At 71.9% G+C, this 13,527-nt stretch carries 12 protein-coding genes; 4 read left to right on the top strand and 8 right to left on the bottom strand.

Going from position 1 to position 13,527, the window contains the following annotated elements:
- Positions 1 to 9: 9 nt before the first annotated feature.
- The 6 genes from FHR90_RS11130 to FHR90_RS11105 form a co-directional block, all read right to left on the bottom strand.
- Entirely contained in the window at positions 10 to 1,374 is a 1,365-nt protein-coding gene (locus tag FHR90_RS11130) for a TldD/PmbA family protein (protein ID WP_183275257.1), read from the bottom strand.
- Between the two features lie 4 nt (positions 1,375 to 1,378).
- Positions 1,379 to 2,662, bottom strand: coding sequence for a M16 family metallopeptidase (locus tag FHR90_RS11125; protein WP_176624218.1), 1,284 nt, complete (start codon positions 2,660 to 2,662; stop codon positions 1,379 to 1,381).
- A gap of 39 nt (positions 2,663 to 2,701) precedes the next feature.
- Positions 2,702 to 4,117, bottom strand: a complete 1,416-nt coding sequence (gene thrC / locus FHR90_RS11120; RefSeq protein WP_176624220.1) for a threonine synthase — start codon at positions 4,115 to 4,117, stop codon at positions 2,702 to 2,704.
- Positions 4,118 to 4,156: 39 nt separating this feature from the next.
- Positions 4,157 to 4,543 (bottom strand): type II toxin-antitoxin system VapC family toxin, encoded by a 387-nt coding sequence (locus tag FHR90_RS11115; RefSeq protein WP_176624222.1) that lies wholly within the window; start codon positions 4,541 to 4,543, stop codon positions 4,157 to 4,159.
- A 6-nt stretch (positions 4,544 to 4,549) separates the two neighbouring features.
- On the bottom strand, positions 4,550 to 4,789 hold the full coding sequence (locus FHR90_RS11110; RefSeq protein WP_176624224.1) for a type II toxin-antitoxin system Phd/YefM family antitoxin: 240 nt from the start codon (positions 4,787 to 4,789) through the stop codon (positions 4,550 to 4,552).
- Between the two features lie 64 nt (positions 4,790 to 4,853).
- Entirely contained in the window at positions 4,854 to 6,359 is a 1,506-nt protein-coding gene (locus tag FHR90_RS11105; protein WP_176624226.1) for a carboxypeptidase M32, read from the bottom strand.
- Here FHR90_RS11105 and FHR90_RS11100 point away from each other — a divergent pair.
- Positions 6,352 to 8,064, top strand: a complete 1,713-nt coding sequence (locus FHR90_RS11100) for a tetratricopeptide repeat protein (protein WP_183275256.1) — start codon at positions 6,352 to 6,354, stop codon at positions 8,062 to 8,064. The two genes, FHR90_RS11105 and FHR90_RS11100, sit on opposite strands and share 8 nt — an antisense overlap.
- Here FHR90_RS11100 and FHR90_RS11095 read toward each other — a convergent pair.
- Together FHR90_RS11095 and FHR90_RS11090 are read right to left on the bottom strand one after the other, a co-directional pair.
- Positions 8,046 to 9,161, bottom strand: coding sequence for an acyltransferase family protein (locus FHR90_RS11095; RefSeq protein ID WP_183275255.1), 1,116 nt, complete (start codon positions 9,159 to 9,161; stop codon positions 8,046 to 8,048). The two genes, FHR90_RS11100 and FHR90_RS11095, sit on opposite strands and share 19 nt — an antisense overlap.
- A gap of 1 nt (position 9,162) precedes the next feature.
- Entirely contained in the window at positions 9,163 to 9,840 is a 678-nt protein-coding gene (locus tag FHR90_RS11090; protein ID WP_183275254.1) for a hypothetical protein, read from the bottom strand.
- A 121-nt stretch (positions 9,841 to 9,961) separates the two neighbouring features.
- Between FHR90_RS11090 and FHR90_RS11085 the strand changes: the two genes are divergently transcribed.
- Genes FHR90_RS11085 through FHR90_RS11075 form a run of 3 tightly spaced genes read left to right on the top strand, consistent with a single transcriptional unit; the run spans position 9,962 to position 13,525 of the window.
- Positions 9,962 to 11,245, top strand: a complete 1,284-nt coding sequence (locus tag FHR90_RS11085; protein ID WP_176626109.1) for a hypothetical protein — start codon at positions 9,962 to 9,964, stop codon at positions 11,243 to 11,245.
- A complete protein-coding gene (locus FHR90_RS11080) occupies positions 11,242 to 12,510 on the top strand; it encodes a hypothetical protein (protein WP_183275253.1) in 1,269 nt (422 codons plus the stop codon). The genes FHR90_RS11085 and FHR90_RS11080 overlap by 4 nt, the downstream gene beginning before the upstream one ends.
- 16 nt (positions 12,511 to 12,526) lie before the next feature.
- Positions 12,527 to 13,525, top strand: coding sequence for a zinc-binding alcohol dehydrogenase family protein (locus FHR90_RS11075; RefSeq protein ID WP_183275252.1), 999 nt, complete (start codon positions 12,527 to 12,529; stop codon positions 13,523 to 13,525).
- The last annotated feature ends 2 nt before the right edge of the window (positions 13,526 to 13,527 follow it).

Below are 13,527 nucleotides of genomic sequence, written 5' to 3'. Positions count from 1 at the left end.
GGGTTACAATCAGCCGCCTGCCACCATCAGCGGATGGACGCGAAGTGTAGGAGAATCCATCCCGCGCCGCAGCACCAGATCGTCGGCGGCGGCGAGCGAGGCGTACATCTCCAGCAGGTTGCCGGCGATGGTGAATTCGGCCACCGGCTCGGCCAGCGCGCCGTCACGGATCATGAACCCGGCCGCCCCGCGGCTGTAATCGCCGGTCAGCCCGTTGACCGCATTGCCCATCAGCTCGGTGACATAGATGCCTTCGCCGATATCGGCCATCAGCTCGGCCGGCGTCAGGCGTCCGGGGCTCAGCGTGACGTTCGTGGTGGAGGGCGACGGGCTGCCGGATGTGCCGCGCGATGCGTTGCCGGTGCTCGCCAGCCCGAGCTGCCGCCCCGAGCGTCCGTCCAGCACCCAGCTCACCAGCATCCCGTCCTCGACCAGTGCGCGGGCTTCGGTCGCCATCCCCTCGCCGTCGAACGGCCGCGACGCCCCCCCGCGCACCCGGCGCGGATCGTCGCGGAGCGTGAAGCCCTCGGGCAGGATGCGGGTACCCATCCGGTCCTTGAGGAACGAGGTGCCCCGCGCGATCGACGCTCCGTTGATCGCGCCCAGCAGATGACCCAGCAGCGAGCCGGCGACGCGCGGGTCATACACCACTGGCAGGGTGGCGGTCTTCGGCCGCACCGGGTCGAGCCGCGCCACCGCCCGCCCGCCGGCGCGTGCGCCGATCAGCGCCGGATCGTCGAGATCGGCCAGATGCACCGTCGAATGATAGTCGTAGTCGCGCTGCATCGACGTGCCCGCGCCGGCCAGCAGCACCGCCGAGACCGAATGCGACGTCCGCGCATAGCTGCCCGCGAAGCCGCGGCTGGACACCAGCGAGATGCGCGAGCGCCGATAGCCGGCCGAGCCGCCATCGGAGTTGGTGACCCCATGCACCGCCAGCCCTGCCGCTTCGGCCGCCGCCGCACGGGCCTCGAGTGCTGCCGCCTCCGGCTCGCCGGCCGGGTCGTCGAGGTCGAGTGCGGCGCCGATCGCCGCATCGAACGGCGCATCCGCATCCCCGATCCCGCCGAAACGGTCCTCCGGCACCACCCGCGCCATCGCCACTGCGCGCTCGGCCAGCAGATCGAACCCCCGCGGATCGAGGCTGGTCGCCGACACGATCGCGCTGCGCTGCCCGACGAACACCCGCAGCCCGACATCGGTGCTCTCGGCGCGTTCAAGTTCCTCGGGCCTGCCGTGGCGGACCGACAGGCTGAGCGAGGTGCTCTCGAACATCACCGCATCGGCGCTGTCGGCCCCGTGGGCGCGCGCGCGGGCCATGAGATCGGCGAGCCGGTCGAGGCCGCCATCGGGAGGGATATGGGCGTCGGGCATCGGCTCAGGCCGCAGCACGGGTGCCGAGACGCGCGGCGATCGCGCCCACCCCGGGTACGCGGTCGACCGGTCCGATCGTCGCCAGTGTCGGCGCGCCGGCAAACAGGTTCGATGCCACGCGCTTGAGATCGTCGAGGCCGACCGCATCGATCTTCGCCACCGTCTCCGCGGTCGGGATCAGCCGGCCGAACAGCTCGTACTGCCGGGCGATCTGCTCGCAGCGATTGCCGGTGCTCTCCAGCGACATCAGCAGCCCCGCCTTGACCTGTGCGCGTGCCCGGGCGAGCTCCGCCGGCTCGATATGGCGGCAGACCGCATCAAGCTCGTCCAGCGTCGCCGGCACCAGCTCCGCCGCCTCATCCTCGCCGGTGCCGGCATACAGCCCGAACACCCCGCCATCGGTGGCCGGCGCGTGATAGGCGTAGATCGAATAGACCAGCCCGCGCCGCTCGCGGATTTCCTGGAACAGCCGCGACGACATCCCCCCGCCCAGCACGGTGGCGAGCAGCATGGTCGCGTAGTAGTCGCCATGCCCGTAGCCGACCGACGGGAAGCCCAGCGTGACATGCACCTGGTCGAGATCGCGGCTCTCGCGGAACTCGCCACCGATGTAGCGCGCCGCCACCGGCTTCGGCGCGGTGTGGCGCGGCAGATCGGCGAAATGCCGCTCCACCAGCGCGACCACATCGTCATGATGCAGGTTGCCGGTGGCTGCGATCACCGTGTTCGCGGCCGCGTAATGGTCGCGCATGTAGCCCGTCAGCGTGTCGCGCTTCATCTCGCGGATCAGGGCCTCGGTGCCCAGCGTCGGGCGCCCCATCGGCTGGTCCGGATAGGCGGTGGCCTGGAAATGGTCGAAGATGATGTCGTCGGGCGTGTCGTTGGCCTGGCCGATCTCCTGCAGGATCACCCCGCGCTCGCGCTCCAGCTCCTCGGGCGCGAAGCTCGAATGGGTCAGGATGTCGCCGATGATGTCGACGCCCAGCCCCAGATCCTCCTTGAGCAGCTTGACGTAGTAGGCGGTCTGCTCGCGGGCAGTGTAGGCGTTGATATGGCCGCCGACATCCTCGATCTCCTCGGCGATGCGGGCCGCCGAGCGCCGCTCGGTGCCCTTGAACGCCATGTGTTCGAGGAAATGCGACACCCCGTTTTCCTCCGCCCGCTCATGGCGGGTGCCGGAGGCGACATAGGCGCCGAAACTGACCGTCTCGACGCGCTCCATCCGCTCCGTCACGACCGTCAGGCCGGAGGGCAGGGTGGTGACGCGGACGGGGGTGGGTTCGGGCATCAAGCGTTCCTGAAAATCGAAAGGGACAGTCGGCGTGGATCAGGCCGGGACCGCGTTGCGCAGCGCATGCGCCCGTACCAGGGCCTCGATCGCGCCGAGATCGTTGTCGGCGGTGACGTAGCGTTCCTCACGCTCATATAGGTCGGCGAGGGCGGCCGGCAACGGCGGGCGAAAGCCGAGCGCGCGCTCCATCGCATCGGGAAACTTTGCCGGATGCGCGGTCGCCGCCGCCACCACCGCCACCTCGGGCGGCAGCGTCGCGCGCAGATGCTCCCCTGCGGCGATGCCGATCGCGCTGTGCGGCTCCGCCACGTAGCCGGTGCGCGCATGCAGCTCGCGGATGGCGGCGATCACCGCCTCGTCGTCGAGTGTGACGCCCGAAAACAGCGCGCTCGCCTCCCGCCACGCCGCATCCGGCACCGCCATGCGCCCGGTGGTGCGAAAACCGGTCATGATCTGGCGCACCCGTCCCGCATCGCGCCCCAGCAGTTCGAACAGCAGCCGCTCGAAATTGGAGCTGACCCCGATATCCATGCTCGGCGACAGCGAGGGCGTGACCGCCCGGATCGACATGTCGTTGGCGGCGAGGAAGCGGGCCAGGATGTCGTTGACATTCGCCCCGATGGCCAGCGCGCGCACCGGCAGCCCCATCCGGCGCACCGCCCAGGCGGCCAGCACGTTGCCGAAATTGCCGGTCGGCACCGCGAACGCCACCTCCCGGTCCGGTGCGCCCAGCGCGAGGGCGGCATAGGCGTAATACGGGATCTGGGCCGCCACCCGCGCCCAGTTGATCGAATTGACCGCCGAGAGGTTCAGCTCGCGGCGGAACGGCGCGTCGGCGAACATCGCCTTCACCAGGTCCTGGCAGTCGTCGAAATTGCCCGTCACGGCGATGTTGCTGATGTTGGATGCCAGCACGGTGGTCATCTGCCTCCGCTGCACCTCCGAGGTGCGTCCTTGCGGATGCAGGATCGCCACATCGACGCAGGTGCGGTCGCACAGGGCCGCGATCGCCGCCGATCCGGTATCGCCCGAGGTCGCGCCCACGATCGTCACCCGTGCGCCGCTTTCGCCGAGCACATGGTCGAACAGCCGCCCGAGCAGCTGCATCGCCATGTCCTTGAAGGCCAGGGTTGGCCCGTGGAACAGTTCCAGCGCGAACAGGTTGCGGTCGATCTGCACCAGCGGTGCCACCGCCGGATGCCCGAACCCCGCATACGCGTCCCGTGCCAGTCCGAGCAGTGTCGGCTCGTCGATGGAGGGGGCGGCGAACGGCGCGATCAGGCGCGCGGCAAGCGTCGGGTAGTCGAGCCCCCGCATCGTGCGCCACTGGTCGGCCGCGATCAGCGGCCAGGCTTCCGGCACAAACAGCCCGCCATCCTCGGCGAGCCCCGCCATTAACACCCCGGCAAAATCACGCGGCTCGGCCTCGCCGCGGGTCGAAACATATCGCATCCGATCAGCATACCGCATCGTGGCGCGCGCGGCGAGGCGTCAGACGAGCCGGATCGGTCCGGGATAGCGGCCCACCTGTGGGTCGCGGGTCAGCAGCAGCAGGCCCTCGACCGTCGCCTGCGCCACCAGCAGACGGTCGAACGGGTCGCGGTGCAGGTCGGGCAGGGTGGCGACGGTGACCGCATGGCGGCTGGAGATCGGCAGTTCGTGCCAGTCATTGTCGCGCAGGCCGCGGCGCAGCAGATGCGGATCGACACGGAAATCCTCGCGTCCCAGCCCGGCCTTGATCGCGACTTCCCACAGGCTGGCCGCGCTGAACCACAGCTCGTTGTCCGGGTCGGACATCAGCGTGCGTGTCGCGTCCGACAGCCGCGCCGGATCGCCCGCCGCCCAGAGCAGCAGATGAGTGTCGAGCAGCAGCCGCACGCGCGCTCAGCCCTCGAACAGTGCTGCCACCACCTGCTCGCCCATAAGGTCGAAATCCTCCGGCACCGCGATCTGCCCCGACAGGAACCCCAGCCGCCGCTTCTGTCCCGGTGCCGGCGCATCCAGCGGTGCGAGCCGTGCCACCGGCCGGCCCGACCGCGCGATCACCACGCTCTCGCCTCGCTCGACCTGTTCGACCAGGCGCGACAGGTGCGTCTTGGCCTCATGGATGTTGATCGCGTTCATGACCAAAGCCTAGTCAGGTCCATTGGACTAAGTCAATATGTCCGCGCCGTCGCACCATGCCGGCTCAATCCAGATAGCGGCGGCGCAGATGGGCCAGGAACGGCTCGATGCCGAGCGGCGCACCGGTGGCATGGCGCAGCAGGTCGTTGAACCCGTACAGGCTGCCCTGCGCATGCACGTTGGCCGCCATCCAGCCCCGCAGCGGCCTGAAATCGCCCGTCGCGAGCGCGGCATCGAGATCGAGGGTGGCGGCGCGGGCGGCGTCCATGAGCTGCGCGGCGGTCATCGCGCCCAGCGAATAGGACGGGAAATAGCCGAACGCGCCCGAATACCAGTGGATGTCCTGCAGGCAGCCGCGCGCGTCGTCGGGTGGGGTGACGCCGAGCAGGGCATGCAGCCCCTCCGCCCAGGCGCCGGGCAGATCGGCCACCTTCAGATCGCCGGCGATCATCGCCTGTTCGAGCCGGAAGCGCAGGATCACATGCGCCGGATAGGTCACCTCGTCGGCATCCACCCGGATGAAGCCGCGCTCCACGCGCCGCCACGCGCGGGCGAGATTGTCGGGCGCATAGGCGGGATGATCGCCGAACCGTTCCGCAAGGAACGGCCCCAGCCAGGACAGGAACGCGTCAGACCGGCAGGCCTGCATCTCGATCGACAGCGACTGGCTCTCATGCGCCGCCATGCCGCAGGCCTGCCCCACCGGCTGCCGCCCGCGCCAGTCCTTGGGCAAGCCCGCCTCGTAGAGCGCGTGCCCCGTCTCGTGCACCACCGCATAGAGCGCATTCGACGGATCGGCCTCGCTGTAGCGCGTGGTGATGCGGATGTCGGTCGGCGTGCCGCCGCAGAATGGGTGGATCGAGCGGTCCAGACGCGCATGGTCGAAATCGAGCCCGACCCGCGCGGCCAGATCCCGGCACAGCGCCTCCTGTGCATCGATCGGCAGTGCGGGCAGCGCGACCGGCGCCGGACCCGCCGCCTGCCGCGCCTCGATCGCGTCGAGATTGTCACGCAGGAACGCCTCGTAGCGCGCGAAGATCGGTGCTGCATCCGCCGCCCCGATGCCGGGCTGGAACTCGTCCATCAGCGCGTCGTACGGGCTAAGCGACAGCACCTCCGACAGGGCGGTGGCCTGCTCGCGCACCAGAGACAGCAGCCCTTCCAGCTTCGGCGCAATGGCGGCAAAATCGCTCTCCGCCCTGGCCTGCCGCCACGCCATCTCGCAGGCATTGCTCTGGCGCGACAGCGCCTCGACCAGATCGCCGGGCAGCACGGTGGCCTTGAGATAGCTGCGCTTCATCAGGCGCAGATTGGCGACATCCCAGGCCGAGCTGTCCGGCGTGCTGGCCGCCTCCAGCAGCGCGCCGGTCTCGGGGGCCACCAGCATCTCGTGCGCCAGCCCCGACAGGGTGGCGAGCTGTTCGCCACGCGCCTCGCTGCCGCCATCGGGCATCATCGCCTGCGCATCCCAGCCCAGCATCGCCGCCGCCTCGCCGAGGGTGGCGATGCGGGCGAAGCGCTGCTTGAGCCGGTCATAGGCGGGGGCGGTATTGGAGAGATGCGTGTCCATGCCCGCCAGCTTCGCGCGCCGGGCGGTGGCTGTGCAAGCAGACGGATGCACCATCACCGCGCCGGTGGTAGCAACGCCGGTGATGAGTGCCGACCCGCCGCCAGATACCAGCCCGCGCGCGCTTTCGCGGCAGGGCGACCGCGCACGCGGGGCCGGCGATCTCGACACCGCCGCCCGGCTCTATCGTGCCGCCCTCGCCGGCGACGCCACCTTCGCCCCTGCCTGGTTCGGGCTCGGCGCCACCGCGCAGGCGGGCGGCGACAACGCGCTGGCGATCGCCGCGATCGGCCGCGCGGTGCAGTTGCGGCCGCGCGCCGGCTGGCATGCGGCGCTCTCGGCCGCCCTCCTCGCCGAGGGCCATGCCGAAGCCGCCAGCGCCGCCGCCCGGCTGGCGGTGGAGACCGATCCGTCCGAGCCTGCGCATCACCACGCCCATGCGCTCGCGCTTGTGGCCCTCGGCGCCACCGACGCCGCCCTCGTCGCCTGGCGCGAGACCGCCCGGCGCGCACCCCGCGATCCCGCCGCCCACGCCAACCTCGCCGCCGCACTGAACGCCGCCGGTCGCATCGACGAGGCCGCCGCCGCGATCGCCGAGGCCCGCGCGCTTGCCCCGCCGACCGCGGCGACGCTGCTGACCGAGGGGCTGGTCGCCGATGCGCAGGGCGATGTCGCCCGGGCCGACGCGCTGCTCGCCGAAGCCGAACGCGCCGCCCCCGGCGAGCCGGCGATCGCGCTCGGCCGGGCGTCGGTGCTGTTCGAGCGCGACCGGTTCGACGCCGCCGAAGCCCGGCTGCGCGCCATCCTCGCCGCAGGTGCGATGCCGCAGGCGGAACTGACGCTGGCCTCCGTCCTGCTCGCCACCGGCCGCCGTGCGGAGGGCTGGGCGGCGTTCGAGGCGCGCGCGGCCCTGCTGCCAGCCTCCGACCTGCCGAATTGGGACGGCCAGCCGACCGACGCGGTGGTGCGGCTGGAGGTGGAACAGGGTCTGGGCGACGCGCTGCATTTCCTGCGCTACCTGCCGGCCGCCAGGGCGCGGGCGCGCATCGTGCTGCGCGTGCCGCAGGCGATGCGCCGGCTGGTGGCGGACTCGTTCGAGACTATCGTCTTCGACGAGGGGGAGGGGACCGCCACCTGTCGCGCCGGCCTGCCCGGCCTGCCGCATCTGCTCGGCGACCCGCCCGCCGATCCGGTGTGGATCCGGCTGCCGCCTGCGCGCATCGATGCCTGGCGGGCGCGCTTCGCCGGTCTGAAGGGGCGTCGCCTGGGCCTCGTCTGGCAGGGCAGCCCGGCCTACCGCTACGACCGCCGCCGCTCGATCCCGCCGGACCTGCTCGCACCGCTGGGCGCGCTCACCGGGGTGAGCTTCGTCTCCCTCTCCGAGGGTGCGGACCGGCCCGACTGGATGGCGGAAGGCGGGCCGTTCACCGATCTGGCCGACACCGCCGCCGCGATCGCCGCCCTCGACGGCGTGGTCGCGGTCGACACCATGGCCGCCCATCTCGCCGGTGCGATGGGGGCGCCGCTGTGGCTGCTCGATCGCGCCGGCGGCGACTGGCGCTGGCGCGAGGCGTTCGGCCCGCCGCTCTATCCCGGGCTGCGCCGCCTCGTGCAGCCCGCCCCGCTGCCGCCGCGTCAGGCCTGGCCGCCGGTCATCGCCCGGCTCGCGGCAGCCCTTGCCGCCCGCGATCAGCCCGTCGGCGTCTGAGCCGGGCGCAGGCGCAGACACGGGCGCTCGATGCAGCGCCACGACAGGGCCGCGCCGCCAATGGTGGCGAGGGCCAGGAACACCAGACAGGGCAGCGCGCCGAGGCCGCGCGCATGCAGTTCGCCGGTCAGCAGCGCGAGCGGCAGATGACAGAGATACAGCCCGTAGCTGTGCGTGCTCAGGCTGCGCACCAGCCCGGCGGCCGGGCGTGGCAGCCGGCGCAGCCGCAGCGCGGCCGGCATGCACAGCGCGAAACCGAGGCCGACGACGTCGAACAGGACGATCCGCTTGACCCCCTCGCTCCATAGCGGGAACGGCAGGCAGTCGCTCCACCAGATCCCGATCACCATCGCCGCGCCGATCGCCAGGCAAGGCGCCCATAACCGCCGCAGCCCCGCGCAGCCCCGCATCGCGAGCGCGGCCGCCACCCCGCAGGCGAGCGAATCGAGCCGGCAGGCGACGATCTTGCTGGTCGCCTCGTCCCAGTCCGCATCCGGTGCCAGACCCAGCCGCCAGCCGATCGGGACGACGACGAACAGCGTCAGCACGACGCCGAACCCCACCCGCCCCGGCGCGCGCAGCCAGCCGGCCAGCACCAGCAGGGCCGGAAAGCCCAGATAGAACCATTCCTCGACGCCCAGCGACCAGGACTGGCCGAACCAGGGCGACACCGGACGCCAGAACAGGTTCTGCGTCAGTGTCGCATAGAACCCCCACACCCGGCCCAGCCCGGCCATGTCCACCCCCTGCCCGCCGAGCGGGGTCAGGGCGGCGATGATGACGAGGCTGGCGGCATAGGCCGGCAGCGTGCGCGCCCAGCGCCGGCGCAGGAACACCCACCAGTCGCCGAGGCCCGCGCCACGCTCGACCAGGTCGAGCATGAGGGTGCCGATCAGCACCCCGCTGAGCACGAAGAACAGCATCACGCCGAAGAAGCCCAGGAACGCGAGATGCAGCGGCAGCCCGACCCCGAGCAGCGCGGCGACCAGCCCGCCATCATGGGTGATCAGCACGCAGACGATGGCGATACAGCGCGCCAGATCGGGCCCGGCGAGGCGGTGGCGCGTGTCCTCGAACGAGGCGAGCGGCTGCGTCATCTCAGCGCGGCATCCGCCGCAGGGTCGCGGGCGGCACCAGATCGTCCCCGGCGATCAGCGCCAGCAGACCCGCAAGGGCTGCCAGCGCGGGCAGCGGAGCGGGTGCGGGCAGCCCGCGTGCCAGCGCCAGCGCACCAGGTGCGGCGAGCAGCAGCCCCAGCCCGCCCAGCGCGGCGCGCCGCCGCTCGCCTCGGGCCACGCCGAGCCCCAGCGATGCCGCACCGGTGACGAGTGCCAGCACGCACGGCCAGGCCGGTCCGGCCGTGCCCGGCACCAGCCCCGCGATGGACAGGCAAGCGAGGCCGCCGGCGACGACCAGCGCGGCAGCGCTCGCCAGGCCGCCCCCCGCCACCACCATCCACACCAGCCCACCCACGGCCGCCACCGTCGCGATGGCGGCGGAGCCGGTCCCGGCGCCGACCGGCGACAGTCCTGCCCAGAGCGCGAGCGCGGCCAGCAGCCAGCCATGCACCCCCCGCCCGGCGATGCGCAGCGGGCGATACACCGACCAGGCCGGCAGCAGCCAGGCCACCTCGCCGGCGAAGTGGCGCGGCGCAAGCCAGGCGGTGGCGGCCAGCGCGACCGCCGCGAGCCCGCAGAACGCCGGATCGGGCCCCACCACCCGATTCGGCCATGCCCGGCCGGGGGCAGACGGTTCGTGAGGCGGCACGGGCGGCATGCGGCGATCTCTGGGCCCGAACCGGGCGGGGATCAAGTCTGCCGCCCCCTCGGCCGGTTTTGACCCGCCGACGCCCCACCGATAGCCTTGCGGCCGACCCCTGCCCGTGCCGGAACCCGTGATGCCGCCGTCCTCCCGTTCTTCTGCGGTCTCGCGTGGCGCGACGGCCGCGCTGCTGTTCGTGGCGTTCGTCGCGCTGCTGGTCTCGCGTCAGCCGCATGTGCTGACCGACGCCAATCTGTGGGGCGACGATGGCTGGTCGTGGTATCCGGACGCCTACACGATCGGCATCCGCTGCCTCGCGATCCCGGTCAACGGCTATCTCAACAGCGTCCAGCGGCTGGTGGGGCTCGCGGTGCAGCCGTTGCCGCTGCTGTGGGTGCCGGCGGTGTTCGCCTTCATCGGCCTCGCCGCGCAGGCGCTGGCGGCGAGCTTCCTGTGCAGTCGACGCCTCGACGGGTACGGCATTCCCCGCGTCGCCCGGCTGGCCTTCGCGGTGGCGATGCTGCTGCTGCCCAACGAGATCGAGCTCTACGGCAACCTCACCAATGCCCAGTGGTGGCTCGCCGTGCTGGCGTTCGAGGTGGTGATGGCGTCGCCGCCGCGTCGCGCGTGGTCGTGGGCGTTCGATCTTTCGGTGCTCGCACTCAGCGGGCTGAGCGGGCCGTTCGCCCTGCTGCTCGGCCCGACCGCCCTGATGGTGCTGGTGGCCCACCGCCGCAAGCCTGAAGCGCGCTTGGCGGGGCTCGTGCGGCTGGCGGTGATGGCGCTGTGTGCTGCGATCCAGCTCTGGGTGCTGGCGACCACACCCGATCACGGCAGCCTGCCCACGCCGCTGGGCGCAAGCCCGGTGCTGCTGGCGCGGATGATCGCTCGCCAGGTGGTGTTCGGGCTCGAATTCGGTATGCGGGCGATGTTCCTCTCGCCCGTCCGGCCCGGCTGGAGCAGCGATGCCGCGACCTGGGTTACGCTGGCGGTGGCGCTGGCCGCGTTCGGCGCCGCCTGTGCGGTGGGCGGGCTGCTGTTCCGGGGCTTCGCGCTGTACGCCGTCCTGGTGCTGGCCGGCGGGCTGGTGCATCCGCATGCCTCGGCCGACATGCCGCAATGGGTGGCGCTGACCCACCCGACCTGCGGCAGCCGCTACTTCGCCATGCTCTCGCTGACCTTCCTTGCGGCGATGTTCGTGCTGGCCGCCAGCCGCCAGCCGGCGCTGCGCGTCTTCGGGATCGTGCTGCTGCTGCCGATGCTGCTCTACGCCATCCCGCAGAGCTGGCGGATCGAGAGCTGGCACACCGATTTCGCCGCCCGCGCCCGCGCCTTCGCGCTCGCACCTCCCGGCACGCGGATGGAATTCCCGCAGGTTCCACCCGGCACCGCACCGATGGTGCTGGTCAAGCATCCTTGAGCACGACCCCACAGCGCTCCCGCTGGCTGCCGCTGGCAGCAACGGCACTGTTCGCCTGCGTGCTGCTGTCGCGTAAGCCCTGGCTGCTGATCCGGCCTGAATTCTGGGGCGACGATGGCTGGGAATGGTATCCCGACGCGCTGCATCTCGGCCTCGACTGCCTGATGGTGCCGGTCAACGGCTACCTCAACTCGCTCCAGCGCCTGGTCGCCCTCGCCACCGCCTCGCTGCCTTTGCTGTGGGTGGCGCGCGTCTACGCGGCGACGGGGATCGCGATGCAGGCCGCGTGCGGCGCCTTTCTGTGCTCGCGCCGCCTCGACGCCGCCTGGCCGGATGTGCGCTCACGGCTGCTGTTCGCCCTGCTGGCGATGCTGCTGCCCAACGAGGCGGAATTCTACGGCAATCTCACCAACGCGCAGTGGTCGCTTGCGGCGCTCGCCTGCCTGGTGGTCTGCGGCACCGCGCCGCGGGGCACGGTCGGGTGGGTGTTCGACACGCTGGTGCTGCTGCTGTCCGGGCTGAGCGGGCCGTTCGCGCCGCTGCTGCTGGCGGTGGTGGCCCTGCGGCTGTGGCAGGCACGACGCCAGCGCGCCGATCGGCGCGCGACGCTCTGGCGCGGCGCGGTGCTGCTGACCTGTGCGGTGGTGCAGGGCGCGCTGGTGCTCAGCCGGCCGAACCATGCCGCCCTGCCGACACCGCTCGGCGCCACCCCCGCCTGGGCCGCGCAGATCCTGTTCCGTCAGGTGCTCGCCGGGGTGGAATTCGGCTACAGCACCGCCGCAAAGCTCCCCTATGGCGGTTTCTTCGGCCGCGACGCGGTGGCGATCCCGCTGAGCCTGCTGGCCGTGATGCTGTTCGCCATCGCGCTGCGTCGCGGCCCGGCGCTGTTGGCGCAGTTCAGCCTGTTCGCGCTGCTGATCGCCCTCGCCGGGCTCGTGCAGCCGCACGCCTCGACCGAGATGCCGCAATGGCACGCCCTGGCCCGTCCCCCCTGTGGCAACCGCTACTTCACCCTGCTGTCGGTCGCCTGGATGGGTGCGGTGCTGGTCCTGCTGCGCCAGCGCGAGCGTGCGCTGTGGGGGGCGGGGGCGGTGCTGCTCGGCCTGTTGCTGGTGTTCGGCATCCCGCGCGGCTGGCGGGTGCCGAACTGGCACACCGATTTCGCCGACCGCGCCCGCGCCTGGGCCGCCGCACCCGCCGGCACCGTGATGCGTTTCGACCTGATCCCGCCCAGCGACCATCCGATGGTCCTGGTCCACCCCTGACCTGCGAGACCCGCCCATGCGCGCCGTCGGCTATCAAGACCCAGACCGCCTCGAGACCATCGAGCTGCCCGATCCCGTGGCGTCGGGCCGCGACCTGCTGGTTGAGATCCGCGCGGTCTCGGTCAATCCGGTCGACACCAAGGTGCGCGGCCGCGAGACGCCGCCGCCGGGGCAGTGGCGGGTGCTGGGCTGGGATGCGGCCGGCATCGTGCGCGCGGTGGGCGATGCGGTGCGCGGCTTCGCGCCCGGCGATGCGGTCTGGTATGCCGGTACGCTCGACCGCCCGGGCAGCAATGCCGAACTCCAACTCGTCGACGAGCGCCTGGTCGGCCGCAAGCCCGTCTCGCTCGGCTGGGCGGAGGCGGCTGCGATGCCGCTGACCGCGGTCACCGCCTGGGAGATGCTGTTCGACCGGCTCGACATCCACCGCGCCGTGCCCGGCGCGGCGCCGGCTGTGCTGATCGTGGGGGGCGCCGGCGGCGTCGGCTCGATCGCCATCCAGCTGCTGCGCGCGCTCACCGATCTCACCGTGATCGCCACCGCCTCGCGTCCCGAGACCACCGACTGGGTCCGCGCTCTGGGCGCCCATCACGTCATCGACCACAGCCGCCCGCTCGCCGCCCAGATCGCCGCACTCGGCCTCGGCGCGCCGGGCCTGGTGTTCTCCACCACGCAGACCGACCGTCATTTCGACCAGCTCGTCGAGCTGATCGCACCGCAGGGCCGCATCGGCCTGATCGACGACCCGGCGAGCCTCGACGCGCTGCCGCTCAAGCGCAAGTCGCTCTCGCTGCACTGGGAGCTGATGTACACCCGCTCGCTGTTCGAGACCCCCGACATGTCCGAGCAGGGCCGCATCCTCGGCGAACTGTCGCGCCTGGTCGATGCCGGCACGATCCGCACCACGCTGGGCGCGCATCTCGGCGCCATCACCGCCGCCAACCTCCAGCGCGCCCATGACGTGCTGACGTCCGGCACCGCGCGCGGCAAGCTCGTGCTGGAAGGCTTCGGTTGAGT

Origin of the sequence: Endobacter medicaginis (assembly GCF_014192375.1) — a bacterium.
Lineage (GTDB): Bacteria > Pseudomonadota > Alphaproteobacteria > Acetobacterales > Acetobacteraceae > Endobacter > Endobacter medicaginis.
The sequence above is the reverse complement of the archived record's forward strand: the minus strand, read 5'-3'. Positions and strand labels throughout refer to the sequence as shown.